Source organism: Microbulbifer sp. GL-2 (assembly GCF_007183175.1).
Taxonomy (GTDB): Bacteria; Pseudomonadota; Gammaproteobacteria; order Pseudomonadales; family Cellvibrionaceae; genus Microbulbifer.
This window is the reverse complement of the sequence record NZ_AP019807.1, coordinates 1962175-1986193: the sequence shown is the minus strand read 5'-3', so window position 1 is coordinate 1986193 and position 24019 is coordinate 1962175. Positions and strand designations below refer to the sequence as shown.

Genomic DNA, 24019 nt, shown 5'->3' with positions numbered 1-24019 from the left:
CGCCGCATTGTAGCCCTATCCCAAGGGCACAACAGTGCATCGTTAACGCACTATTACCGAAGTTGCCCCGATTGGGGTACCATGCCGCCGTTTCGTACTCTGAGCAATGGAGCTAACCATGGCCCTGTCGAATATTGCCAACCTGTTTGGCCGCTCTCCGATCAAACCGATCGAAAAGCATATGGCTACGGCCCACGAGGCTTCAGCCGATCTGATTCCGTTTTTTGACGCCCTGATTAAAGGTGATCTGGACGAAGCGGAAAAAATTCAACTGCGCATCTCTGCCACAGAAAACCGCGCTGATGACATCAAGAGAGACCTGCGCCTACACCTGCCGGACAGCCTGTTTATGCCGGTCTCCAGATCTGACCTGCTGGAACTGTTGCACGCCCAGGATGAAGTAGCCAATACCGCACAGGATATCGCCGGGCTGGCAGTCGGCAGAAAAATGCAGATCCCGCAAAGCCTGCAGCCGCTTATGGAAACCTTTGTCGAAAGTGCTGTGGCCACCTCTTCCCAGGCATTGCGTGCCATTAACGAGCTGGATGAATTGCTGGAAAGCGGCTTCGCCGGTCGTGAAGTCACTATTGCCAAGCGTATGACTGAGGAGCTGGACGAACTGGAGCGCAAATCGGACAAACTCGAAGTCGAGATTCGCGCGGCACTGTTCTCCATAGAAAAAGACTTACCCCCGGTGGATGTCATGTTCCTCTACCGGATCATTGAATGGATCGGCGAACTGGCCGATCGCGCCCACAGCGTGGGTAACCGTTTGCAGTTGTTGTTGGCACGTTAGGGGGCTCAACGTGGAAATTCTTAGTCAATACGGCCATATCTTATTGATTCTGGCTATTGTCGCGGGCTTTTTTATGGCCTGGGGCGTTGGTGCAAATGATGTCGCCAATGCCATGGGTACTTCAGTAGGCTCCGGCGCACTGACTATCAAACAGGCGATTGTAATCGCCATGATTTTTGAGTTTGCCGGCGCCTACCTGGCAGGTGGGGAGGTTACCGCCACCATACGAAAGGGCATTATCGATTCTGACGTTTTCTCCGCACAACCCCAGCTGCTGGTATACGGCATGCTGTCTGCACTACTCGCCGCAGGGACCTGGCTGCTAGTTGCGAGTATCCTCGGCTGGCCAGTATCCACTACCCACTCTATTGTTGGCGCCATCGTCGGTTTTTCCGCGGTTGGAATCTCCGCTGACGCCGTAGCCTGGGGTAAAGTGGGCAGCATCGTAGCCAGCTGGGTGGTGTCCCCGCTATTAGCCGGTACTATTTCCTTCCTGCTATTCCGCAGTGTCCAGCGCCTGATCCTCGATACCGAGGACCCCTTTGCCAACGCCAAACGCTACATTCCCTTTTACATGTTCGCCGTCGGCTGGATGATCGCCATGGTCACCCTGACCAAAGGCCTGAAACATGTTTTAAAGGACGCCAATATCCAATTATCGTTTATCCAGGATGCGGGCATCGCCGCACTGGCTGGGCTGGTGGTTATGGGGATTGGTATCACCATGCTCAAGCGCGTTAAACAGGATCCCTCCATCGAGGCAGAAAACCGCTTTGCCAATGTCGAGCGGGTGTTCGCCATCCTGATGATTTTCACCGCTTGTGCCATGGCCTTCGCCCACGGCTCAAACGACGTGGCCAACGCTGTAGGCCCCCTCGCTGCCGTTGTGAACACCATTCAAAGCGGTGCAGTTACTGCCAAATCCACCATGCCTTCCTGGATCCTGCTGCTGGGTGGCCTGGGTATCGTGGTGGGTCTTGCCACTTACGGCTTTAAAGTAATGGCGACCATCGGCAAAAAGATTACCGAGCTCACACCAAGCCGCGGCTTCGCCGCTGAGCTGGGCGCCGCCGCCACAGTAGTAATGGCCTCGGGTACAGGGCTGCCGATTTCCACCACTCATACATTGGTTGGAGCGGTGCTGGGGGTTGGTCTGGCACGTGGTATCGGCGCCCTTAATCTGCGTATGATCACCACAATCGCCGCCTCCTGGGTAGTTACCCTGCCTGCAGGTGCCGGTATTGCGATCCTGTTCTTCTACCTGTTCAAAGGTATTTTTGGCTGATCTCACAACCGGGCATTTGCCAAAGCCAAAAGAAAAGGGAGGCCTCAGAGCCTCCCTTTTTGTTGCCCCTTCACCGGCGCAAACCCTGCATTAGTACCAGGGCCACTAAATCGGAATCTGCATGAGCGGCCCGGTTCAATTCCTATTCCCTTAAGCTACCAGTAACATGATGAATCCAAATTTAAGCGGTCTCCGCCGCATTCCGCGAACACCTTACGCTAGCCCCTTATTCATATGCCTCTACTGATTTTTGTCACCCTGTTGTGGGCCTTCTCGTTCAGCTTGATCGGGGTTTACCTGGCAGGCCAGGTTGACAGTTACTTTTCTGCCATGACTAGAATTCTGCTGGCATCTCTAATTTTCCTGCCGCTGTTGCAGTGGCGTCGCTCGGACCCTCGCACTGCTATCACACTGATGGCTATTGGAGGAGTTCAGCTGGGACTGATGTATCTGTTTTATTACCAGTCATTCCTACTACTCAGTGTTCCGGAAGTCCTGCTGTTCACCATATTTACTCCCCTGTATATCACGCTCTTATACGACTTGCTTGAGAGGAGATTTTCTCTGTGGAACCTGACGGTTGCGTTACTGGCAGTTTCCGGGGCAGCTATCATTCGCTGGGACAAGCCAAATGGTAATTACTGGTACGGGTTTGCCATGGTTCAGGGGGCCAACTTGTGTTTCGCCCTGGGTCAGGTGGGCTACAGACAGTTTATGCGCCGCCACCAACCCCTTGCCCCCAGGCAGACTTTTGGTTGGTTTTTCCTCGGTGCCAACCTTGTTACAGTGACAGCCTGGGTGTTTCTGGGTAAAGCCCAGTATCCGCAAAATAGCGTACAGTGGGGTGTATTAATCTGGCTGGGAGTGGTGGCCTCAGGACTCGGCTATTTCCTGTGGAACAAGGGCACCACCCAGGTCACAGCAGCAACCCTGGCAGCCATGAATAATGCGCTTATTCCCGCTGGATTACTGGTGAACCTGTTAATCTGGAATCGTGACGCCCCTATCATAAATCTTATGATAGGGGGAGGCGTAATCGCGACTGCCATAATGCTCAATGAATGGCGTAACAAGCAAAGGGAAATTCAACATGGTAAGTACCGTCCTACCTGACCTCAAGGAACAGTTACGTCAGCTGGTCGCCAGCCCTAGTGTCAGTGCCGTTGATCCAGCACTGGATATGGGAAACCTCCGTGTATTGGAAATACTTTCCACATGGCTGGAAACTCTAGGCTTTAAAGTGGAGTTGATGCCCATACCAGATAACCCAAATAAGGCCAATATGATCGCCACCCTAGGCGGAAGTACGGATGGCAGTGGCGGACTGATTCTATCTGGGCATACCGATACAGTACCTTACGACGAGGGGCGCTGGCAGTCAGATCCTTTTAAGCTGGAAGAGCGAGAGAATCGTCTATATGGGCTGGGCACCAGCGATATGAAAGGTTTCTTTCCCCTCGCTATTGAAGCGGCCAAGACCTTTGTCCACAAGCCCCTACGCCAGCCTTTAACGATTTTAGCCACCGCCGATGAAGAAAGCTCCATGGCTGGAGCTCGTGCTCTAGCCTCAGCCGGACGACCCCTCGGACGCTTTGCTGTCATTGGGGAGCCGACGGGTTTGCGCCCCATTCGTATGCATAAAGGAATAATGATGGAGTCTGTACGAATTACCGGGCAGTCCGGCCACTCTTCTAATCCGACCCTTGGAGCAAGCGCCTTGGAGGCCATGTATTCGGTTATCGGTGAATTACTATCTTTACGCAAGGAGTGGCAGCAAAAGTACAATAACCCGGGTTTTGAAATTCCCGTGCCTACTATGAACCTCGGCTGTATACACGGTGGCGATAACCCAAACCGGATTTGTGGTTCCGCTGAATTGCATTTCGATATACGCCCACTGCCTGGCATGTACATTGCTGATCTTCGCGCGGAATTGAATAACCGCCTGCAACCCTGTATTCAAGACAAGAAGATTCATATCGACTTAGTTCCACTGTGCCAAAGCACTGAGCCATTTGAGCAAGATATAAATTCCGAACTCATCAAGGTAGCCGAAAAGCTGACGGGGCACAGTGCAGAAAGCGTTGCCTTTTGCACCGAGGCGCCCTACTTGAAGAGCATGAATATTGACACTATCGTGCTTGGCCCCGGCGATATCGACCAGGCCCACCAGCCAGATGAATACCTGGGGCTTGAGCGCATAAACCCAATGGTGGATATATTGCGCAGCCTGATAGCACGCTTCTGCCTGTGATTGCAGAATATTACTCTATGCCACCTGTTAATAAGCAGTTGGGCACCTCACCGAGGGCAGAAATAACTCCCAAATACTTGTCACTGAGCCGGCAAGTACCTCAACAGACGGTAATGCATTAGTGAGCGACGATAACGCTTCTCTCAACTGGTTTCGCCACGCGGCACCTTATATTAATGACCTTCGCGGCCGCACTCTGGTAATTGGTATTCCCGGTGATGCCCTGGAACACACTAACTTTCGTAATTTGGTTCACGACCTGGCACTGCTCGCCAGCCTGGGCGTGCGCCTGGTCGTAGTACACGGTGCCCGTGCACAAGTGAACAGAGCCCTTAAAGAAAGTGGAGTCGAGAGCTGCTTTCATGAGAACAACCGGGTCACCAATCGAGAGAGCCTGGAGATTATCAAGGCTGCCGTGGGCAGGTTGCGATTTGATATCGAGGCCGCTTTCTCTCAAGGTCTACCCGATTCCCCCATGGCTCGCTCGGCGCTGAAGGTAATTTCTGGAAACCTGGTAACCGCGCGCCCTTGTGGCGTGCTGGATGGTGTGGACCTGGGCTGGACCGGTACCGTCCGCAGAATGGAGGTCAACACCATTGAGCAAGCCCTGGATCAGGGGGCATTGGTATTGCTCTCACCCCTGGGAACCTCGTTGACTGGCGAATTATTCAATATCAATTACCTCGACCTGGCTGCAGAGGCCGCACGAGTATTACGCGCTGAAAAGCTGGTGTTGTTCCGCGCACCTGCCCAACTGATTCTGGACGGCAATCCAGTACACGAACTCAGTATTGTACAGGCTGAACAGGTCGCAGCCCGAGTACAGAGCGAAGCGCTGCAGTGTGCAATACGCGCCTGTAACTCGGGAATCGCAAGAACCCACCTGCTCAGCTATTGCCACAATGGCGCTCTGATCCAGGAGCTGTTCCGCCGCGAAGGTGCAGGTACTATGATCTATCGGGATAGCTATGAAGTGGTGCGCCGCGCGCGTATCACCGATGTAGGTGGCATCCTCGGTCTTATCCGTCCCCTGGAAAAGCAAGGTGTACTGGTGCGTCGTTCACGGGAGAAACTCGAAGCAGAGATAGAGCACTTTACTCTGGTCGAGGTCGATGGCACTCCCGTAGCCTGCGCTGCTCTCTATCCGATTAAGGATGATAGCAGCGCCACATTCGCAGCTGAAATCGCCTGTGTGGCCAGCCACCCCGAATTCCGTGGTGGAGGCCGTGGCGCCAAATTGATGCGCCACCTGGAGCGGCAGGCACGTACGCTGAATATCAGCGAACTCTACGTGCTTACCACCCAAACAGAGCATTGGTTTATCGAGCAAGGTTTCGAGCAGGTTCGTATCAGCGACCTGCCCGCTTCACGTAAATCGCTCTATAACATCCAGCGTAGCTCTCGGATTTTACGAAAAAACCTTGCTGCAAATCCTCCTACATAATTCGCATTCACCGAAATATTTATCCTAGTAAACCGCGCAGTCAGACCGGGCTGCGCGAAAGCATCCCTGAAATCGCCTTTTTTTGCTAAGCTGTCGCTCTAATTTGCCTAGCCGGAAGCTTGCATCATGCCCCAGTACCGTTCCCGAACCTCCACAGCCGGTCGTAACATGGCCGGAGCCCGTGCTCTGTGGCGCGCCACAGGGATGACAGACGAGGACTTCCACAAGCCGATTATCGCTATTGCCAATTCTTTCACCCAGTTTGTACCCGGCCACGTGCACCTGAAAGATATGGGGCAACTGGTGGCAAGAGAAGTTGAGCGGGCAGGCGGAGTGGCCAAAGAATTCAATACTATTGCTGTAGATGACGGCATCGCCATGGGCCACGACGGCATGCTCTACAGTTTACCCAGCCGCGAGATTATCGCTGATTCGGTGGAGTACATGGTCAATGCCCACTGTGCTGATGCCCTGGTGTGTATTTCCAACTGCGACAAAATCACCCCGGGAATGCTGATGGCTGCCCTGCGTTTGAATATTCCGGTTATCTTTGTTTCCGGCGGCCCAATGGAGGCGGGTAAGACCAAATTGGCCGACCACAAGCTCGACCTGGTGGATGCTATGGTGATTGCGGCCACGGACACTGCTACAGACGAAGAGGTGGCCGAGTACGAACGCTCCGCCTGCCCGACCTGCGGCTCCTGCTCCGGTATGTTTACAGCCAACTCGATGAACTGTCTCACCGAGGCACTGGGGCTTTCCCTACCAGGAAATGGCACAATGCTGGCCACCCACGCCGATCGCAGGGAGCTCTTCCTGCGTGCGGGCCGTGAGATCGTCGCCCTGACCAAACGTTACTATGAGGCGGATGACGAAAGTGCCCTGCCTCGCAATATCGCCAACTGCACAGCCTTTAGGAATGCTATGGCACTGGATATCGCCATGGGAGGCTCCACCAACACCATCCTGCACCTACTGGCTGCGGCCGAGGAAGGAGATATCGATTTTACTCTGGAAGATATCGATCGACTCTCCCGCAAGATCCCCCAACTCTGTAAAGTAGCTCCCAATACAGAGAAATACCATGTCGAAGACGTGCACCGCGCTGGCGGAGTGATGGCCATTCTCGGTGAGCTGGAAGCTGCCAACCTGATCGATGCCTCTCAACCCACTGCGTACGGCGGTACTCTCGCCGATGCACTGACGCGCTGGGATATCTGTCGGACCTCAGATAAATCGGTTTGCGATTTCTATCGGGCCGGCCCCGCTGGCATCCCCACGCAAACCGCCTTCAGCCAGGATTGCCGCTGGTCCACACTGGATGCTGATCGCCAACATGGCTGTATCCGCTCCGCAGAGCACGCCTACTCATCTGAAGGTGGCCTGGCGGTCCTGTTTGGCAACCTTGCGCCCAATGGCTGTGTAGTGAAAACGTCTGGAGTGGATGAAGCCCTTTGGCATTTTGAAGGCCCAGCTCATGTTGTTGAGAGCCAGGAGGAAGCCGTTTCCCATATCCTCGAGGGCAAAGTTCGCAAGGGTGAGGCCGTTATCGTTCGCTACGAAGGCCCCAAGGGCGGCCCTGGTATGCAGGAAATGCTCTACCCCACCAGCTACCTGAAATCCAAGGGGCTGGGAGAGCATTGCGCCCTAATTACTGATGGCCGTTTCTCCGGTGGTACTTCCGGGCTCTCTATCGGGCATGTCTCTCCTGAGGCCGCATCTGCTGGTAATATCGCCCTGGTGCGAAATGTGGACCCAATACGTATCGATATTCCTGCACGAAAAATAGAGGTCGCTATCAGCGAAAGCGAACTTGAAAAGCGCCGCCAGGAGATGGTCAACCTCGGAAAAAAGGCCTGGAAACCGAGCGAACCACGCCCCCGCAAAGTGAGTAAGGCCCTAAAAGCCTACGCATTACTCGCCACCAGTGCCGACAGGGGGGCAGTGCGGGAGATTGAGTAGACAGAGTTCGATGAGCAATAAAAAACGGCCCTGTTGGGCCGTTTTTTATTGCTCACTCTGCCAGTTTGTAAGTAATACGGTTTCGCACCCCATAACGCTCAACCGGCGTTCCATCCTCTAGCATAGGCTGGTATTTAAATCGTTCAGCAGCTGCTAGCGCTGAACGATTAAATACACTGGTTTGCTTGCCGGTACTGTCATATCCACCGATAACTCGGGCATCACGAACTGCTCCAGTTTTAGTCACTGTAAACTCAACAACTACGTAGCCTTCCATCCCCCTGCGCATCGCTACACTAGGATAACGCGGAGTCGGCTTATAAACTGGTAGAGGGTCCCTTGATGACAAAACTGGACTTCCATCAGTCGCTACAACTGGGGGAGCAATCCCTATCGTACTATCTAAAACATCTACCTTCCGGTCCACTTTCGTCAGTTGAATCGGCTTTGGTATTTCCTGTGGAGCTGGCGGAGCCTGATATTCTTTAATCGTAACAACTTCTTTCTTTGTCATATGCACCGGCTTAATTGGTACTAACGGCTTAGCCGTTGGCTCGACAAAATCGCTGGCGATTAGCTGACTCATAAGAAAGATCAGCCCAAGTGTAATTAGGGCGGCATAAGCCAAACCTTTGGCATAGCCTGCGAACAAGTGACTGGGGAAAAATTCGGGGCTGGAAATTGGTGAGCAAGCTCTATCCATAACACCTCTCCTATTATTGTTAGGGTGCAAAAGCGGCATCTAAAATGCCGAAATGGAAAAAGCTGATCAGCTGACTTTAATCATTAGCTAATTCACAAAAAAATGCAAATAGTCTGTTAATACAGGTTGTCTAGCTTGGGCAAATTGCATGAACTCTAGAAAGAAAAAAGGCCACACAGAAATGTGTGGCCTTTTAAGTAGAGAGGAATTAAAACATTTAAATTGCTAATTTCTCCTCGCGCTTCTTCTCACCCTCAACGTAAGCGATCCACTGCTGGGCAGATTTCTTGGAGCGATCGTCTTTGGAGGCTTCCTTCAGACTTCTAAGAGCAGCGTCATACCTTTTAAGGTTGGCATTCGCCATACCCATAACAATATGCAGTTGGTCTATACGCTTGATCTTACCTTTATCAAGGGCCTTGTTACCCATGGAGATGGCCTTCTCATTCTGATCCAGGTCCAGGTAAATCCCGGCTAAGCGCGAATAGATATCACCTTTATCAGAAAGTTTCGCCGCCGCTTCAAGCTGGGGAATTGCCTTTTGCAACTCCTGAGCCATCTGGTAAGCCTGCGCCAGAGTCTCCAGATTTTTGGACGTACGCGGAATCTTCTTCTCTTTGATGCCTTTGGCAATCACCTTGGCACCCTTGTAAGGCATTTCATGCCCCATAAAGAGATAGCCCATGTTCAGCAGGTCTTTATCCTTTTCCAAAGCCCCAGCAAGATAAGCGGCTTCCATCATGTGCAGTTGGTCTTTATCGCGCTTGAGCTCACCATACATCGCAGCCAAAGTTTTGTAGTACACAGGCTTAGGATAGTACTGCACCAGCTTTTCCAGAACGCCGGCTACCTTCTTGTAGTCGTTACGCTCGAAATACACATACTGCTGCAATCCGTACCAACTTTCTTTTGGTACCTTACCCTCCTTTTCGTACATGGATACCGCTACATTGATATCCGCGAGGGCTTTGCTCTGGTCACCAACCTGATTATAAGCTTGGGCGCGCAGAGCATAGGAATCGGCAGTAATACGATCGGAAACCTTGAACCATTGATTCAGGTAGTTAATCGCCTGCTTGTAGTCCTCTGTAACGAAGTAGAGCTGAGCAAGGGTGAACAAGGTTCCCACTTCTAGTGCCACCGGTAAGTTTTCCTCACCCTGGTTCAGCACTTTCTTAAAGTACGGGATTGCCTGCTTGTAACGCTCAGTACTGTAGTAAACAACACCGAAGAAATTGTACATCTGTGCTACTTCATAGCCATTGTACCGTTTCTTACTCGCGTCCATCTCCTTCAGAGCGGCAAGAGCGCCTGCCCAGTCCTCTGCATCGGCAGCTTCCTGGGCCTTTTCCAGCTTTTTGTACGCTGCTTCGCGCATAGCAGGAACTTTACGAGTCTTCTGCTTGCTGGGCTTTTTTTGCTCCTGCTCCTGCGCCTGAGCCGAGGCGAAAGGTGCGGAAACACCTGCTGCTTCGAGCACGGTAACACTGATCGCCGGTGCCAGGACCAGGGGCAGCGCTACTGAGGTGCGCAGAGCGAGCTTGGACAAACCTTTACTCATGCTTGTCAACTTCATAGTGCTTCCCCTTAGTTCTTGGCCATATTAAAGCTGATCTTGGTCCGCACATTGGGGACCTCGGTCGGCTTGCCATCTACGACCCGCGGCTTGTACTTGTACTTGTACTTCAGAGCGGACTTGAGCGCGGCCCTGTTGAAAACGGTGGTGGGTTTACCTTTCAAAGTGAAAGCTTCAATTACGATGGGGTCACGAACAGAACCGTTGGTAGTCACCGTATATTCAACAATCACATATCCCTCCAAGCCACGCTGTAGGGCGCGACGGGGATACTGCGGTTGCACCTTAACGATAGGCAGGTAATCACCTTCGCCAAAACTGAAACCCGACAGTTTAACGCCGCCACCCGCTCTCGGAGCCGCAACACTGATACTGGTATCAAGGTTCGGGTCTTCAAACTCGGGCTCTGGCATCTCCGGCGGAGGCGTTTCCGGCTCTTCCGGTTTCACCGGCTTGGTCGTATCGTATTGTGTTTCGATCTTCTGCTCAGGCATCACTACATCGGCAACCTTGAACTGCTCCTTATCCTCTGGAGCACTCATGTTTGCCGCAATCAGCTGATGCATGGTGAAGATGAGGCCAAAGGTAGTGGCTATCGCCAACGTTCCTGCCCCAAGAAGTCTTACCGGATTCATAGCTGTTAACTCTTTTCTGTCGCGACCGAAACTTTCTTGATACCGATTTTCCTGGCGGCTTCCGCAATCAGGGCAATCTTCTCAATACTCGCTTCCTTATCGGGCTGAATTACCAACCACCCTTTCGGGTTTTCCGAGTAAAGGCGCTCCAGGACAATTCTCACCTGGCGCTCGTCAACCTTCTCTTTGGCAATCCAGATCTCATCACTATCGTTAATTGCTACCAGAATAGAGGCGGCCTTGAGTTCAGCGGTTGTTGCATCCGGCTTCACAACGTCAGCGCCCGGCTCTTTGATAAAAGTCGCGGTGACGATAAAGAAGATCAGCATAATAAACACCACGTCCAGCATGGGCGTGAGGTCGATAGCGCCGGCTTCTTCTTCTGCCGTATTTTGTCTTTTGCTCATAGCAACTCTCTTAGCGAACTTTTCCGCGAGGAGCCCACAAGGAGCACCCCCGGTGAAAATATCTGGTTGGCTAAACCTTCACAGCAAATAAGCTTGCCTATTCGCTTATGTGTGCTTAGTGGTCCATCGTCAGATGGTCTTCCAGCAGCTGAGTTTCACGCTCTGCCTTACGGGCAAGGTAGGTATTGGCAAAAACACCTGAGAGGGCCGCAACCATACCCGCCATCGTCGGGATAGTTGCCATGGATACACCACTGGCCATCTGCTTGGCGTCACCACCACCTGTAATCGCGAGAACATCGAACACATTGATCATGCCCCAGACCGTGCCCAGCAACCCAAACAGGGGAGCAAGGGCAACACAGGCCTGGATCATGTCCATATTGTCCTGAATTTTCTCGGATACCCGGGAGATCATCGCGTAGCGGATCTGGTGGGAACCCCAGGAGTTGCGTTCACTACGCCCCTCCCACTGGTTTACCGCACCCTGAACATCCTCTTTCAATGCTTTATTGAAATAGAAGACCCGCTCAAAAATCAGCGTCCACATAAAGAAGGTCAGGCCGGCGATCAGGAACAGTACTGGCCCGCCCGACGCCATAAAGGCGTTGACGGCGGCCCATGCGTCGATAAATGCGTGCATGTTGCCGCCTCCTCTTATTTGCGCTCGGCGTTTTCTGCCACGATACCAGCACTCTGCTCTTCAAGAATATGCAGGACGCGCTTGGCTCGGGCATTTACGATGGTGTGCATCAGTACAGTCGGAATAGCAACGCACAGACCCAATACAGTGGTAATCAATGCAGAGGAGATACCGCCAGCCATTGCTCTCGGATCACCAGCACCGAAGATAGTGATCGCCTGGAAGGTTACGATCATACCGGTAACGGTACCCAGCAGGCCCAGCAGCGGTGCAACCATCGCGATGATCTTCAGCAGGTTGAGGCCGGACTCGATCGCCGGGCGCTCTTTCAACACAGCTTCTTCCATCTTCAGCTCGAGAGTCTCGCCGTCGACACCTTTGTTCTCTTCCGCAACAGCCAGTACACGGCCCAGTGGGTTATTGGTGTTCGGGGTAGAAGAACGCAGCTGTGCACTAACTTTTGCACTAATACCGGTCAACACGATCAGGCGGAAGATGGCCAGCAGCATCGCAAATACACCAACAGCAGTGATGATGTAACCCACGATGTCACCCTGGTGCCAGCGCTCAACGATATCCGGGCTGTTGATCATGGCTTTCAGGTAAGAACCACCAGTAGGACCAGTCGGGTCTACACCGAAAGCACTGAAGCCAGCAGTAGAAGCCTGCAGGCTATCTGCCATGCCCTGGAACTTGGCATCCGGCTGACGAATCAGCTCAGCCATTTTGTAGGCATTGTTCATTTCCAGGTATTTGCCGTTGGAAACCAGGTTGAAGTTACCAACACGTACAACTTCCTGTTGAGCCTGTTCGCCACTGGGCTTGATCACAGTTGCGTTGAACTTAACAACCTTGCCAGATTCAACAGTTTCGCGCTGAATTTCAAACCACAGGCGTTCAATTTCCTCGATAGTCGGCAGCTGAGTAGCGGTGTTCATTTTAGCCAGCAGGCTATCGATAAACTCTGTACGACCAGGGTATTGAGCGGAAACCAGGGAGGAACCGACGCTCGCACGCAAGTCTGCGGCAGTAGAGGACATATGGCCGAACAGTTCTTTCAAAGAACCCATACGCTCGTCCAGCTGCTGACGCTTCTGGTCTACAGCAACTTCCTGCTCCTGGTATTTCTTTTCCAGTTCAGCAGAGCGCTTCTCTTCAGCAGTGCGAGTGTCTTTGGCCTTTTTCAGCAGGGATTGCTGATTGGACTTCTGGCGACGGAACTCTGCTTCACGCTGCTTGTGCTCTTTGGATTCAGCAATCTTGGATTGCCTAACCTTGCTCAGCAGGTCGTCGAGGGAAGTTGCCTTCTCTTGGGCAACAGCAGAGAAACTGAGCAGGCCAGCCGCTGCTGCAACTAATACGCGTTTGGCGATAGAGGATTTCATTGCGCTGCCTCCGGAGCCGGGATCGGCATGGTCATGATGTCGATAGTGGCCTGTTTCTTGGCGATTTTCAGACCACTCATGAGGGCGCGGCGGTATTCGCCAGCATCGATTTCCACCCAGGCTTTCTGGCCTTTGTCATAGGCGAGGGAGATTTCAGAGTCGGTAGTCTGGGCCAGCAGAGCGATACGACCAATCTGCAGCACGTTTACTTCGCGCTCCTGGCCATTTACGTTCAGGGAATCACCGTAAGTGTCGATCTTACGTGCGTATTCCGCTTCGAAGTTGTACAGCTCCAACACCTGGCGGAATTTCTCCGCAACGGTGATATCGGAACGGTCCATATTGTTCTTTACGCCTTCGAGGTTAGCCATGCGCTCGTCCAGCTTGAACGGGGCATCCAGTTCGATGAACTGTTCCAGGCCTTCCAGCATGCGCAGGATCAGCGGCTGGATCTGACGTTCAATTACAGTGACATTGGCGATGGACTCATCCAGCTCGTTGATCACTTGAAGCTGGTTGGCCAACTGCTTTTCCAGCTGACGGTTGTATACGCGCAGACCATCGATTTCTTTATTGACCACCTTGAAGTCCTGCAGCAGGCTGCTGGTTTCTTCGGCAATCTTGTCGATGCGCTTTTGCGATGCCTGGGCCGCAGTGGTTTTCTGCTGGCCGACGGCGAGTACGTTATCGAGAGTATCCGCAGTGGCTATGCTGCCGTAGAGCGCGCCGGCAGACAACGCAGTGGTCAGCGCCACAGCCATGAATCGCTTGGTTTTCATTAGACCCCCCAGTGGGTTCAATATTTCACAACATGGTCGCGATGAGTTAGCTGCTACAACGCGGTGTCCTTTTGTTTTAAAAACATTGGTTAGAAGACAGCTAAGAGCCGCACATTGTAAACAGCCGATTTGATTATTCAAATGCCGATTGTCAGCATCGGTCCGCATGGGTAGCAAGGTAACAACCGGGTAACAAAACCGGGTCGCTTGCACACATTGACGGCGGCGTTTCCTTTGTAAGCTGTCGTAGAATTTAACAGATTGGTTAAGTTTTAATCAAATTGTTTTTATTTAAATCTGTCGTACTGAACTAAAGCGTAGTTGTACTCATTCTTGTCTGAGGCTGGGTAACACTCCCGCACCACTTCGACCCACGAGTCATCAATCTTTGGGAAGAAGGCGTCCCCTTCAACCTCAGCACCCACCTCAGTAACGTAGAGCCGAGCAGCCAGCGGCAGCGCCTGGCGATAGATCTGTGCTCCACCGATCACCATCAGCTCGGTCGCACCGACCGCCAAAGCGCGCTCGCGAGCAAGGTCCAAGGCAGCCTCCAGCGACTCCACCACCTCGACGCCCCCGGCAGTCCAGTTACTGTTACGGGTGATCACGATATTGGTCCGGCCCGGTAAAGGCCGGCCAATGGATTCATAAGTCTTGCGGCCCATTACCACGGGCTTGCCCATGGTGGTGCGCTTGAAGAATTGCAGGTCACCGGAAATGCGCCAGGGCAACTCATTGCCTTTGCCAATAGCACCATTGCGCGCTATAGCCGCAATCAGGGCGATAGATATTTCCACTCCACTCTCCCCTTAAACCGCAACCGGTGCCGGTATATGCGAATAGGCTTCATAGTTTTTCAGCTCGAAGTCCTCATAGCGGAAGGCGAACAGATCTTGCACTTCGGGGTTGAGGTGCATTTCTGGCAGAGGCAGCGGCTCCCGCTGCAATTGCTGCTCCACCTGCTCCAAGTGGTTAGAGTAGAGATGGGCATCGCCAAAGGTGTGGATAAACTCTCCGGGTTGCAGACCACAAACCTGAGCCAGCATAAGGGTCAGCAGGCTGTAGGAGGCGATATTGAAGGGCACGCCAAGGAAAATATCCGCACTACGCTGGTACAGCTGACAGGACAGCTTGCCATCCGCCACATAGAACTGGAACAACGCGTGGCAAGGCGCGAGCGCCATACGACCCTGACGGGCATTATTTGCAGGAGAGACGCCCTCATCGGGAAGGTCAGCAGGATTCCAGGCACTGACTATCAAGCGGCGGGAATCGGGGCGGGTTTTCAGCTGCTCCACTAACTGTTCAATCTGATCGATTTGACGACCATCCGGTGTCGGCCAGGAGCGCCACTGGTGGCCGTATACCGGGCCCAAATCACCGTCCTCTGCAGCCCACTCATCCCAGATCCTTACCTTATTTTCCTGTAGGTAGCGGATATTGGTATCCCCCTGCAAAAACCACAGTAGTTCGTGGACAATCGAGCGCAAGTGACACTTTTTCGTAGTAATTAGCGGAAAACCTCTCGCGAGATCAAAGCGCATTTGGTAGCCAAAAACACTCAGGGTGCCGGTGCCCGTGCGGTCACCTTTTTCAGTGCCGTTGTCGCGCACATGGCGCATTAGATCGAGGTACTGCTTCATCTATTGCTATGCTCCGCCATTAGCTTGGGAACGCGTCTCTTTATTGCCATCTTTTCCACCGCGCCCCACTGGTAACGGTTGGGTGCGATAACTCCACACCAGTAGAGTGATACCGGCTACAATCATCGGCAGACTCAACAGCTGCCCTCGGGTCATCCAGCCAAATAGATCGAAGCCTATATGACCATCCGGCTCCCGCACAAACTCCACCAAGAAGCGGAATACACCATAGAGCAAGACAAACATGCCGCCTACCGCAAGGCGTGGGCGCGGTTTACTGGAAAACCACCAGAGCACCGCGAAGAGCACCAGCCCCTCCAGAAAGGCCTGGTACAGCTGTGAGGGGTGCCTGGCCAGTAGTTCAGGGTCTTTGGGAAATACCATGCCCCAGGGGCCTTCAGTCGGCCGGCCCCAGAGTTCCTGGCCGATAAAGTTACCCAGTCGGCCCAGCCCCAAGCCAATGGGCACCAGGGGAGCAACAAAATCGATCAAAGCCGGGAAGGTCGTACCTATTTTCCGGGCATAGAGGACAGTGGCCAGCATTACTCCGACCAGCCCACCGTGGAAACTCATACCACCTTCCCAAACTTTGAGCAGGGATAGCGGGTTTTCAATCAGTTGCGGCAGATTGTAGAAAAACATGTAGCCGAGCCGCCCGCCAACAACCACGCCAATGGCGCAGTAGAGAATCAGATCCTCGACTTCGGACTTGATCACTGGCGACCATGACTTGGTACTGCGCCGCAACGCCAACCACCAGGCGCCAATAAAGCCGAACAGGTACATCAGCCCGTACCAATGTACTTTTAAGGGGCCAATAGCAATGGCCACCGGGTCTATTTCTGGATAAGTCAGCATGGGGGAATCGAGATTGTTGGCTAAGGGCGTATTATGGTCGCAAAGCACCCTTTAGCGAAAGGGGCGCGCCTTTCCCCACCCTTCAGGAAACCGCTATGTGCCTGCTGCTGTTTGCCTATCGCTGCCACCCCGATTATCCACTGCTATTAATTGCCAACCGGGATGAGTTCTACGCTCGCCCCACGGCAGCGGCAGCGCTTTGGCCAACGAAATGCCTGGTTGCCGGGCGCGACTTAGAAGCTGGGGGCACCTGGGCAGGTATTTCCCCTGGGAGGGTCGCCGCGGTAACCAATATCCGAGAACCCGGCAGATCCGAACCCGAACAAGCGCTATCCCGCGGGGAAATTCCAGTCAATTTTCTGATCGATAACAGAACCCCCGAACAATTTGCCAGGGAACTCCAAGGGCCCAGCTATCGCGGTTTTAACGCTCTGCTATTTGACCTTAAAGCGGAGCATTCACTCGCTTGTGCGGGCAATCGCCATAGCCCCTTTTTATTTACAGCCGGTATTCACGGCATTTCCAACGGGGCTCCAGATGCCCCCTGGCCCAAGGTCGAAAATGGGAAAACAGGGCTGGACCGAATTGTGCAAAATATAAAAGGGCCAATCAGCGAGGGAAACTTTGTAAGGCCCGCCCTAAACCTGCTTCAGGACAGACAGAGGGCTACCGACTCAACTCTCCCCCACACAGGAATTGGTCTGCCTCTCGAAAGGGCCTTGTCGCCAATTTTCGTGCAGATAGACCGCAGGGAGAAACTCCTGCCAACTGGTGTTGCTTTAAATGACACGAATGGAGGCTATGGCACTCGAGCCAGTACACTGATCGCCATTAATCGATATGGTTTCAGCCAACTATGGGAGCAGACATTCGTGGAGGGCAAGCCACAGGGACCGCTGCGTCATCTCAGCCTTCCACCAGTCTAAAACAACTAAAACCCCATGAAAAACTGTGACTTAGTCAGCTTTTCCCAGCCTGGTTAGCCGTATCTTTTCGCACAAGCATCCACCTCTTAATCAAATAATCTCCCCCAAAAGAGTACATATTTAATAGCTCGATCGGTGCAGAGGCGCTTTTTTCCTTGCCTCCTAATCTGAAGAGAAAGAAACGCCAAGCAAATTCTGCAATTGTTGCCATACTTACTTTCACAGGCTGAAATTGGTTGATATTCGCGCAAGCGCGGCGCCAATACAGTCTAAGTAAAAAAGGAAGTCACGCGGGACGCATGACAAATGCGAGTCAACGCTGGACACCAAACAGTTTCTGGATGGGCTCGCTACAGGTTGGGAAGGTATGAACGATCTGGCGCCCGGCATTATCCACAAGACAACTCCGGGCCCCTGCTGTATCGCTGAGGTACCATGTCTTATTTCAACCCAGAGCACCGTAAACGCAAATCCATTCTGCCCCTGCTGACTCTCGGCACACTGTGTGTCTCTATTCTCTATTACGCTTTTGCCGCGAATCAGAAAACGGTACCGGTATTGCCAGAAAACGCCGTGCGCCCGCACCTGGTTCATTGGTTAGAGGAAAACCCTGATGCGTGGCCGGCCCAGGACCCCATATTCAATCCCACTGCAGTGCGCAGAATCTACCAGCGCAACGGTTACCGCCTACTTTGGTTTGACAACTACAACCTGAGTGATAGCGCTAACGATCTACTCAAACAACTGACCGCCGCCAGTTCGGGGAATCCCAGCAGTATGGTGGACTACCGCTACCATTTGGGTTATTTCGATCGCACTCTTCGGGACACCCCCCAACGACTGCAAATGGCCGCAGTCCTGGATATCCTGCTCACCGATGCATTTGTCTCCTATGCCCAGGACACCCAGCTTGACAGGATCAGCCCCAAGAGCCGTCCGCGCCGCGGTATTACTCCGGTACTTCGTGACAACCAGGGTTTTCGAATGGCTGCTGTAGCCCAACCCTCCCAGCGAGAGTCCAATGAGCATCGTGGTCGCAAGCATTTTCGCGGCTATGACCGGGCGCGAATTAACGGCAGCACCCCGCGCAGCCGCCACTACTCACGTGATTACAATACCGACAGAGACCGCAATTACTCCGGCTCCTCTAGCTCTACCCGCAAATACAACCGCTCGCGGTTAAACTCCAGTCGGGATAACAGCGGGAGTGGTTCTGGGGCCAGGAGTGATGGCAGTCGTGTCTATTACAATCAGGGCCGCAGTGGTAATAGCCGCGACAGCGCGACAGCGCCTCCCTCAAAAAACAGTGAGGGCCCTTATTTCGAGGAGAGCAATCCTTATGGCAGCGATGCTTATGCCTTGAGGAGTGAGCTTGAACGACTTCGCAAAATCTCCGCCAGTGGGCGCTGGCGCCCAATCCCTCCAGGCCCTGTTATGACCATGGGGGCACGCCACCCCCATGTGAGCCGCCTGCGCGATATGCTCTCCCTCTACGGTGATTATCATGGTCGCTATAGTTATGGCGGTGGCGACCCCAACAGGTTTGATCGCGGCCTGCACGAAGCGGTGCTGCGCTTCCAAAAACGCCACGGCCTCAAACCCGATGGCATCGTAGGCCGTGGCACACGCAAGCGACTCAACCTCTCCCCTGCCGCAAGAGCAAAAATTGTTGAGATGAATATTCAGCGCAGGGAAGAGCTGCCTGGCAACCTTGGGGCGCGCTTTATCCAGGTAAATATTCCCGCATACCGTCTCCAGTATGTAGAGAACAACCGGGTGAAGCTGGCCATGAACGTTGTGGTGGGCAAGAAGAAACATGCAACGCCGGAAATCACTACGCGCGTCAGCAAGGTAGTATTCAATCCCACCTGGACTGTGCCGCGCAGCATTCTGGTCAATGAAATCCTGCCCAAGGCACGTAAGAACCCTGCCGGTATGGAAAATATGGGATACCGGGTGGTCAGTGGCAGCGGTGAACACTTGCCCCTCACAGCCAGGAATCTCTCGGCGGCCGGTGCAGGGTCCTACCTGATGCGCCAAATGGGAGGTGAGGAAAACGTACTCGGACGGGTGAAATTTGAGATTCCCAACAAGCACGATGTCTACCTGCATGATACCCGTGCGCGCACGCTCTTCTCGCTCACCGACAGGGATTACAGCCACGGTTGTATTCGCCTGGAAAAGCCCCGTCACCTGGCCGAAGCCCTGTTGCGTCCTCAAGGCGATTGGGACCAGTGGCGTATCGATAAACTCACTATCGGTGAGGAAACCACCGAGGTGGACCTGAGACAACAGGTCAAGGTGTATATCACCTATTGGACAGCCTGGGTGGATGGTCAGGGCAAGCTGAACTTCCGCCCGGACATCTATGGAAAGGACGGACTAAGCGATAATCAATTTTGAACAGACAGGGCGACCCCTTGGTCGCCCTTAGCCTCCCCCAAGCATTCCCTGTATACCTTTTTTATATGGTCGCCCCTGGCGCCCATTCCTCAAAATTATTTAGAGCTCCTCAGTCACAAGTTACCAATGTGAGCAGAGTGATCAGTTCCATTGATCCTCCTTCGCTTACAGGGGTGACTTATGGGTGTTGGCTACTTATCTCCTCACAGACAAACCTCTCGAAAGGTAAGATGGCGCAATGGGGTTATGGCCCTCTCACTAGCCATTACATTTGGTTTCGAATATTCAACAGCAAATGCTGCACCTGACAGAGGTGGTGACACCACTCTGGATGAGAGCATATCTGGAAGCGATCCTTTCTCTCCCTATGGTCGACAATATGCCCTGCTCAGTGAGGAGCTGGCGCGTTATCGTGCCCTGGCAGAGGGGGACCAGTGGAAGCCTTTGAGCAAAGGCCAACCTATAACGCCGGGAAGTCGCAGCCCCAGGGTCGCTCAACTGCGTAGCCTGTTGATGCTTTACGGGGATTACCGCCCCAATGATTTTGCAGAAACGAACCAAAAAAGCAGCCTTGAAGCCAATGTCTACGATAAGTCCCTACAGCAGGCTGTACATCGATTTCAGCGGCGCCATGGACTAAAAGCTGATGGGCTGGTGGACGAACGTACCCGCGCACGTCTAAATACCAACCCCGCAAAGCTTGTGCGCATACTCAATGCCAACCTCCAGCGCTGGAAACAGCTCCCCAAAGATTTGGGACCACGCTATATCATCGTGAATATTCCGGAATTCAGCCTGCGACTGATCGATGGCGACCGCGAGCAATTTCGCATGAAAGTGGTTGTGGGCAAACCCAAGCACAAGACACCACAAATCGCCACACGCATGACCCGGTTGGAATTTAACCCTGTGTGGCGAGTACCTCCAAGTATTGCCCTGCATGAACTCCTGCCCAAAGGCAGTTCAGCCCTGAGCGCCAAGGGCTATCGGTTGGTCAATCATCGCGGCAGGGCAGTTCCCTTTACCCGCGGCAATGTCGCCGGTGTACGTAGAGGCAAGGTCACACTGCAGCAAAAAGGCGGACCGGGTAATGCTCTGGGGCGAGTCAAATTTGTAATCCCCAACCGCGAGGCAATTTTTCTGCACGACACAAACAGCAAACACCTGTTCAAAAAGTCCCAGCGCGCTTTTAGCCACGGCTGTATTCGGCTGGAGAAACCATTGAAATTTGCCCGCATGATGCTGGCGCAGCAAAACAGCTGGAATAGACCGCGTATCGACCGGGCCCTGATGAGTAGCCGCACCCACGGCGTAACGCTGAAAAAACCGCTACCGGTTTACATCGCCTACTGGACCGCCTGGGTAGATGAGCATGGGCAACTGCAGTTCCGCCCGGATATTTACCATCGCGATAGTTCCGACGCAGGGACAAACCGTGGTTAACCTCATGCATCACCACGGGAGCTGTATATGGTCAGCACTCCCCGTCACCTAGGGCTCGCAGCCCTACTGAGCCTGGTAATCGCCTCCGCAACACCGATACACGGTGCCATGGCAACCAGAGAGCCTACGGCACTGGTTCCAACCAGTGTCAGCGAGCAGCTGAGGAATGAAGCTAACCGTTACCGCGAAATAGCCAAGCGCTGGCGACCTATTGCCCAGGGAGGACCTCTTCAAGCAGGGGATAAAGATGTAAGGGTTCTGCAACTGCGAAAATTACTGGAACTTTATGGGGATTATCGTGGGCAGCCTGGCCCCTCATCAGCTCCACAGAAGGATCACCTGCGCTTCGATAGCGCCCTGCAGTCCGCCGTTGAAAGTTTTCAGCGCCGGCACGGGCTGCCGGCTTCCGGCGTCGCCAACAGTGAAACTCTCACCGCGCTATCAGTTTCTCCCATGGAGAGGGCCAGACAAATGATCCTGAACGCGGATCGCTGGGAGCAATTATCCCTGCCCACAGAAAGCCGTTATGTGCTGGTCAATATTCCCAGCTATCGCTTGCAGTTGGTGGAAAATGGGCAGGTAAAACTGGATATGAAGACGGTAGTGGGTAAGGGCAGCAGCCGCACACCCAATATGCGCAGCCGCATCACCAGTGTAGTTTTCAACCCCACCTGGACAGTGCCCAGAAGTATCTTAATCACCGAACTCCTGCCCAAGGCTCGGCACAACCCCGCTGCCATGCACCGCCGTGGTTATCGGGTAATTCAGTACCGTAGCGGAAATACATCGCCGATCACCGACGAGAGCCTCGACCGTGCCGCTGGTGGCCATGCCACCCTGCGCCAGGTCAGCGGCCCGGGAAACACCCTCGGCAAGGTAAAGTTTGTAATTCCTAACAAACAGGCCATTTTCCTGCACGATACTCAGGCGCAGAGCTTATTTTCAGAACAGCAGCGCGCCTTCAGCCACGGATGTGTTCGCCTGCAGCAACCGGAAGAGTTGGCTTACTCCCTGCTTGAACCCCAGGGCTGGGATAGAACCCGCATCGCTCAAGCGACAACCGGCAGCGAAATTCTCAATGTACCTGTTAAGCCCGCTCCGCAACTTTACCTTGTTTATATGACAGCCTGGATAGATGCCGATGGGCGCGCACAATTCCGCCAGGATATTTATCACCGCGATAAAAAGCAGGGGCCCCTGAATTAGCTGGCTTTTAAAGTGGGAGACGGAAATCCCGCTTACTGAGAACTTGGGTTTAAACTTTCCAGAAAAGTACATAACCAAATAAAAATAACGAATACACAACCACGCTTCCTGCAAAAAAGCAGTCTCAAATTTAGGCGAGGGGTTTCCCCTCAAAAACTTGAAAGTAAAAAGTAGGAGTTACCTACCATCGCAGCAAGGAATAACGACTATCCAGTTAATATTCAAAAATAGCAAAATCAAAGCCCTTAAAATTTAAATACAAAATTGAACGACCAATTTCATATAAAGGAATTTGCTATTCTTAAATCCCACCCCACACAATAAAATTCAGTGCTCCGTTAATACCATTCAGGTTATTTACCCCCCAATTACATTGCCGCATACATACTGTTTACACAGCCTTTGCCAAAAGTACGGTCGATGACTGAGGGGGCTTTTCAAGGCATCGAAAAGAAGTAGGCAGGTCGGTTTTCAGAAATAGCTCTCAACAGGATCAACAAGCAATCTCCCTCAATTCGTTGACTTCATAACTGAATTTGTCCGCACTGTAGAAACTCACAAGATGAAGGCTGCAGGCCCAAGCAACGGCTCGTCACTACCATTAGAGCCAATAATAGAGTCGATGCCTGGTTGGCATGGCTACACCAACAAAGCCACAAACCGGCATGTATATACATGTACATACAAACATATGATTGATAAAAGGCGCTGATATGATGAAGGCCGGGTGAGACTGCCCGGCCACGCAAGCCTGAGCTGCCATAACTTAATCGTCTGACTATGCCCCGCTGTACAATCAGAGGCGTTTGCAGGGTAAGAATTTGAGACTGTCTCACTTCCAGGCCCGAAATACCCTCCTTACAGAACTTTCCAGTCGCAAAAAAAATGTTTTTTTAGCAAAACAGTCAAAATGACAACGCTGTCTCCTTATTTTTAGGTGACGCCTATTTATTTCCATATAAATTTCACTCTCCCGTAGCATCTGAAGAAAAATTTACCAGTGAGAGTATGTAATTATTTCTGAATTAGCAGCTGTAAATTTGTAACAACTGGTTATTTTTTGTACATTTTCTGCCGTACCCGGATGCGCCACCCAACGCGCACCGATGAGAGTTAACGACGAGGCGGAATTATGAAGAATCCATCCAGACGTCGATTCCTGGCAGTGACCTGCGCAACTGCGGCGGCGGTCAGCGCCGGACCGACTTTCGCTAAAGTAGGTAGCTCCCGCACCCTGAAATTGCGTAACCTGCACACCGGGGAGAAGCTGGAGGCCGCCTACTGGGCAAACGGAGACTACAGCAGCGGCGGCTTGAAACAATTCAACAAACTGCTGCGCGACCACCGAGCCAACGAAGTGACTCGAATGGACCCGAAACTGTTGGATATCGTGTATAAGCTGAAGGAAAAGTTCAATTATAAAGGTACCATCGAGATCATCTCAGGGTACCGCTCGGCCAAGACCAACGCCAAGTTGCGCGCTGCAGGTCGCGGAGTTGCCAAGCGCAGCTACCATACTCGCGGCATGGCCATGGATATCCGTATGCCCGGTGTGTCCCTGTCCAAACTACGACAGGCAGCACTGAGCCTGAAGGCGGGCGGTGTGGGTTACTATCCGAAAAGTAACTTCGTACATGTGGACACAGGTCCTGTACGCCGCTGGTAATACTG

22 protein-coding genes are annotated in these 24019 nt (G+C 52.9%); 11 read left to right on the top strand and 11 right to left on the bottom strand.

Annotated elements, in window-relative coordinates:
• The first annotated feature begins 118 nt into the window (after positions 1-118).
• From GL2_RS08730 to ilvD, 6 genes are all read left to right on the top strand, one after another.
• Positions 119-796: a TIGR00153 family protein gene (locus GL2_RS08730; protein WP_143730291.1), complete on the top strand. Its 678-nt coding sequence runs from the start codon at positions 119-121 to the stop codon at positions 794-796.
• A 10-nt stretch (positions 797-806) separates the two neighbouring features.
• Positions 807-2081, top strand: a complete 1275-nt coding sequence (locus tag GL2_RS08725) for an inorganic phosphate transporter (RefSeq protein ID WP_143730290.1) — start codon at positions 807-809, stop codon at positions 2079-2081.
• Positions 2082-2315: 234 nt separating this feature from the next.
• Positions 2316-3194: a carboxylate/amino acid/amine transporter gene (locus GL2_RS08720; protein WP_143730289.1), complete on the top strand. Its 879-nt coding sequence runs from the start codon at positions 2316-2318 to the stop codon at positions 3192-3194.
• A complete protein-coding gene (gene argE / locus GL2_RS08715) occupies positions 3172-4335 on the top strand; it encodes an acetylornithine deacetylase (RefSeq protein ID WP_143730288.1) in 1164 nt (387 codons plus the stop codon). Before GL2_RS08720 ends, argE begins: the two co-directional genes overlap by 23 nt.
• Positions 4336-4456: 121 nt before the next feature.
• Positions 4457-5779: an amino-acid N-acetyltransferase gene (argA, locus tag GL2_RS08710; protein WP_143730287.1), complete on the top strand. Its 1323-nt coding sequence runs from the start codon at positions 4457-4459 to the stop codon at positions 5777-5779.
• Between the two features lie 126 nt (positions 5780-5905).
• Positions 5906-7741 (top strand): dihydroxy-acid dehydratase, encoded by a 1836-nt coding sequence (gene ilvD, locus GL2_RS08705; protein ID WP_143730286.1) that lies wholly within the window; start codon positions 5906-5908, stop codon positions 7739-7741.
• A gap of 52 nt (positions 7742-7793) precedes the next feature.
• Here ilvD and GL2_RS08700 read toward each other — a convergent pair whose 3' ends face one another.
• From GL2_RS08700 to lgt, 10 genes are all read right to left on the bottom strand, one after another.
• Positions 7794-8444, bottom strand: coding sequence for an energy transducer TonB (locus GL2_RS08700; RefSeq protein WP_172621096.1), 651 nt, complete (start codon positions 8442-8444; stop codon positions 7794-7796).
• A gap of 217 nt (positions 8445-8661) precedes the next feature.
• The gene (locus GL2_RS08695; RefSeq protein WP_143730284.1) at positions 8662-10020 is read right to left on the bottom strand and encodes a tetratricopeptide repeat protein; all 1359 of its coding nucleotides are present in this window, start codon (positions 10018-10020) and stop codon (positions 8662-8664) included.
• An 11-nt stretch (positions 10021-10031) separates the two neighbouring features.
• On the bottom strand, positions 10032-10655 hold the full coding sequence (locus GL2_RS08690) for an energy transducer TonB (protein ID WP_143730283.1): 624 nt from the start codon (positions 10653-10655) through the stop codon (positions 10032-10034).
• 5 nt (positions 10656-10660) lie between these two features.
• The gene (locus GL2_RS08685) at positions 10661-11062 is read right to left on the bottom strand and encodes a biopolymer transporter ExbD (RefSeq protein WP_143730282.1); all 402 of its coding nucleotides are present in this window, start codon (positions 11060-11062) and stop codon (positions 10661-10663) included.
• A gap of 115 nt (positions 11063-11177) precedes the next feature.
• Positions 11178-11705: a MotA/TolQ/ExbB proton channel family protein gene (locus GL2_RS08680; protein ID WP_143730281.1), complete on the bottom strand. Its 528-nt coding sequence runs from the start codon at positions 11703-11705 to the stop codon at positions 11178-11180.
• A 14-nt stretch (positions 11706-11719) separates the two neighbouring features.
• Complete coding sequence (locus tag GL2_RS08675; RefSeq protein ID WP_143730280.1) at positions 11720-13090, bottom strand: MotA/TolQ/ExbB proton channel family protein; 1371 nt, start codon at positions 13088-13090, stop codon at positions 11720-11722.
• A complete protein-coding gene (locus tag GL2_RS08670) occupies positions 13087-13869 on the bottom strand; it encodes a DUF3450 domain-containing protein (protein ID WP_143730279.1) in 783 nt (260 codons plus the stop codon). Before GL2_RS08670 ends, GL2_RS08675 begins: the two co-directional genes overlap by 4 nt.
• A 287-nt stretch (positions 13870-14156) precedes the next feature.
• Positions 14157-14666: a dihydrofolate reductase gene (locus tag GL2_RS08665; protein WP_143730278.1), complete on the bottom strand. Its 510-nt coding sequence runs from the start codon at positions 14664-14666 to the stop codon at positions 14157-14159.
• Between the two features lie 12 nt (positions 14667-14678).
• Positions 14679-15512 (bottom strand): thymidylate synthase, encoded by an 834-nt coding sequence (locus tag GL2_RS08660; RefSeq protein ID WP_143730277.1) that lies wholly within the window; start codon positions 15510-15512, stop codon positions 14679-14681.
• A gap of 6 nt (positions 15513-15518) precedes the next feature.
• The gene (gene lgt / locus GL2_RS08655) at positions 15519-16370 is read right to left on the bottom strand and encodes a prolipoprotein diacylglyceryl transferase (RefSeq protein ID WP_143730276.1); all 852 of its coding nucleotides are present in this window, start codon (positions 16368-16370) and stop codon (positions 15519-15521) included.
• A gap of 95 nt (positions 16371-16465) precedes the next feature.
• On the opposite strand from lgt, the gene GL2_RS08650 reads away from it, so the two are divergent.
• Positions 16466-17296, top strand: coding sequence for an NRDE family protein (locus GL2_RS08650; RefSeq protein ID WP_143730275.1), 831 nt, complete (start codon positions 16466-16468; stop codon positions 17294-17296).
• 34 nt (positions 17297-17330) lie between these two features.
• Here the strand turns inward: GL2_RS08650 and GL2_RS21465 are convergent, their stop codons facing one another.
• The gene (locus tag GL2_RS21465; RefSeq protein WP_172621095.1) at positions 17331-17507 is read right to left on the bottom strand and encodes a hypothetical protein; all 177 of its coding nucleotides are present in this window, start codon (positions 17505-17507) and stop codon (positions 17331-17333) included.
• A gap of 224 nt (positions 17508-17731) precedes the next feature.
• Between GL2_RS21465 and GL2_RS08645 the strand changes: the two genes are divergently transcribed.
• The 4 genes from GL2_RS08645 to GL2_RS08630 all read left to right on the top strand — a co-directional run bounded on the left by GL2_RS08645 (position 17732) and on the right by GL2_RS08630 (position 24014).
• Positions 17732-19699, top strand: a complete 1968-nt coding sequence (locus GL2_RS08645; protein WP_143730274.1) for a L,D-transpeptidase family protein — start codon at positions 17732-17734, stop codon at positions 19697-19699.
• A 246-nt stretch (positions 19700-19945) separates the two neighbouring features.
• Positions 19946-21142, top strand: coding sequence for a murein L,D-transpeptidase (locus GL2_RS08640; RefSeq protein WP_143730273.1), 1197 nt, complete (start codon positions 19946-19948; stop codon positions 21140-21142).
• Positions 21143-21169: 27 nt separating this feature from the next.
• Entirely contained in the window at positions 21170-22348 is a 1179-nt protein-coding gene (locus GL2_RS08635) for a murein L,D-transpeptidase (RefSeq protein ID WP_143730272.1), read from the top strand.
• A 1132-nt stretch (positions 22349-23480) separates the two neighbouring features.
• Complete coding sequence (locus GL2_RS08630; protein ID WP_143730271.1) at positions 23481-24014, top strand: DUF882 domain-containing protein; 534 nt, start codon at positions 23481-23483, stop codon at positions 24012-24014.
• Positions 24015-24019: the final 5 nt, after the last annotated feature.

Bases quoted from the DNA above. Each gene is read 5' to 3' on its own strand.
- GL2_RS08730 (WP_143730291.1), top strand. From the start codon at position 119: ATGGCCCTGTCGAATATTGCCAACCTGTTTGGCCGCTCTCCGATCAAA.
- GL2_RS08720 (WP_143730289.1), top strand. From the start codon at position 2,316: ATGCCTCTACTGATTTTTGTCACCCTGTTGTGGGCCTTCTCGTTCAGC.
- argE (WP_143730288.1), top strand. From the start codon at position 3,172: ATGGTAAGTACCGTCCTACCTGACCTCAAGGAACAGTTACGTCAGCTG.
- ilvD (WP_143730286.1), top strand. From the start codon at position 5,906: ATGCCCCAGTACCGTTCCCGAACCTCCACAGCCGGTCGTAACATGGCC.
- GL2_RS08700 (WP_172621096.1), bottom strand. From the start codon at position 8,444: ATGGATAGAGCTTGCTCACCAATTTCCAGCCCCGAATTTTTCCCCAGT.
- GL2_RS08695 (WP_143730284.1), bottom strand. From the start codon at position 10,020: ATGAAGTTGACAAGCATGAGTAAAGGTTTGTCCAAGCTCGCTCTGCGC.
- GL2_RS08690 (WP_143730283.1), bottom strand. From the start codon at position 10,655: ATGAATCCGGTAAGACTTCTTGGGGCAGGAACGTTGGCGATAGCCACT.
- GL2_RS08685 (WP_143730282.1), bottom strand. From the start codon at position 11,062: ATGAGCAAAAGACAAAATACGGCAGAAGAAGAAGCCGGCGCTATCGAC.
- GL2_RS08680 (WP_143730281.1), bottom strand. From the start codon at position 11,705: ATGCACGCATTTATCGACGCATGGGCCGCCGTCAACGCCTTTATGGCG.
- GL2_RS08675 (WP_143730280.1), bottom strand. From the start codon at position 13,090: ATGAAATCCTCTATCGCCAAACGCGTATTAGTTGCAGCAGCGGCTGGC.
- GL2_RS08670 (WP_143730279.1), bottom strand. From the start codon at position 13,869: ATGAAAACCAAGCGATTCATGGCTGTGGCGCTGACCACTGCGTTGTCT.
- GL2_RS08660 (WP_143730277.1), bottom strand. From the start codon at position 15,512: ATGAAGCAGTACCTCGATCTAATGCGCCATGTGCGCGACAACGGCACT.
- lgt (WP_143730276.1), bottom strand. From the start codon at position 16,370: ATGCTGACTTATCCAGAAATAGACCCGGTGGCCATTGCTATTGGCCCC.
- GL2_RS08650 (WP_143730275.1), top strand. From the start codon at position 16,466: ATGTGCCTGCTGCTGTTTGCCTATCGCTGCCACCCCGATTATCCACTG.
- GL2_RS21465 (WP_172621095.1), bottom strand. From the start codon at position 17,507: ATGGCAACAATTGCAGAATTTGCTTGGCGTTTCTTTCTCTTCAGATTA.
- GL2_RS08645 (WP_143730274.1), top strand. From the start codon at position 17,732: ATGTCTTATTTCAACCCAGAGCACCGTAAACGCAAATCCATTCTGCCC.
- GL2_RS08640 (WP_143730273.1), top strand. From the start codon at position 19,946: ATGGCCCTCTCACTAGCCATTACATTTGGTTTCGAATATTCAACAGCA.
- GL2_RS08635 (WP_143730272.1), top strand. From the start codon at position 21,170: ATGGTCAGCACTCCCCGTCACCTAGGGCTCGCAGCCCTACTGAGCCTG.
- GL2_RS08630 (WP_143730271.1), top strand. From the start codon at position 23,481: ATGAAGAATCCATCCAGACGTCGATTCCTGGCAGTGACCTGCGCAACT.